Origin of the sequence: Parasphingorhabdus sp. (genome assembly GCF_036964675.1) — a bacterium.
Lineage (GTDB): Bacteria > Pseudomonadota > Alphaproteobacteria > Sphingomonadales > Sphingomonadaceae > Parasphingorhabdus.
On record NZ_JBALTF010000167.1, the window covers coordinates 1 to 581 of the forward strand.

At 63.3% G+C, this 581-nt stretch carries 1 protein-coding gene; it reads right to left on the minus strand.

Annotation, left to right across the window (positions count from 1 at the left end):
• Positions 1 to 281: 281 nt before the first annotated feature.
• The coding region (locus tag V7665_RS13765) for a hypothetical protein (RefSeq protein ID WP_335665095.1) at positions 282 to 581 on the minus strand (300 nt) is incomplete at its 5' end.

Sequence of the window (581 nt, forward strand, 5' to 3'; positions counted from 1 at the left end):
CCCCTGCCGCCCTGGATTGCCACGCTGCGCTCGCAATGACGACCCCGTTCGTGTCGAGCGCAGTCGAGACACCGGGCCACAGCGCATCACCCTGAAGCACAAGTCGTCATCCTGAGCCGAAGACCAGCGCAGCTAACTCGTTTCAGGACCCCGCAAGGCAGGCGCGCAATCGAGAGGGGTCCTGAAACAAGTTCAGGATGACGAAGGGATGTGGCTCACGATGACGAGCGGGAGTGGCTCAGGATGACGAGAACGCCCTGCCCCGCCTTCCCCTTCCCCACCTAGGCTGCGGTCTTGCCTTCAAGCCAGGCATTGATCGCATCGACAACCGGCTGGCGCGGGTCGCTGACATAGCCGGTTTCGAGCGGGTAGATCGTGCCGTCGCGCCGGACCAGCACCGCGCGCTCGGTCGCCCCGCTCTCGGTCTGCGATCCGAAATCCTCGAAAATTTCCACCTCCGCCCGGTCAATCTGCGCCAGCGGAATTTTGAAAGTCTGCACCGACAGGGGCCGGGCGCTGCGGTGGCTGAATGTGCCGCGCACGCGATCAAAGAGGAAGCGCTGAAACGGGAAGAAAAACCA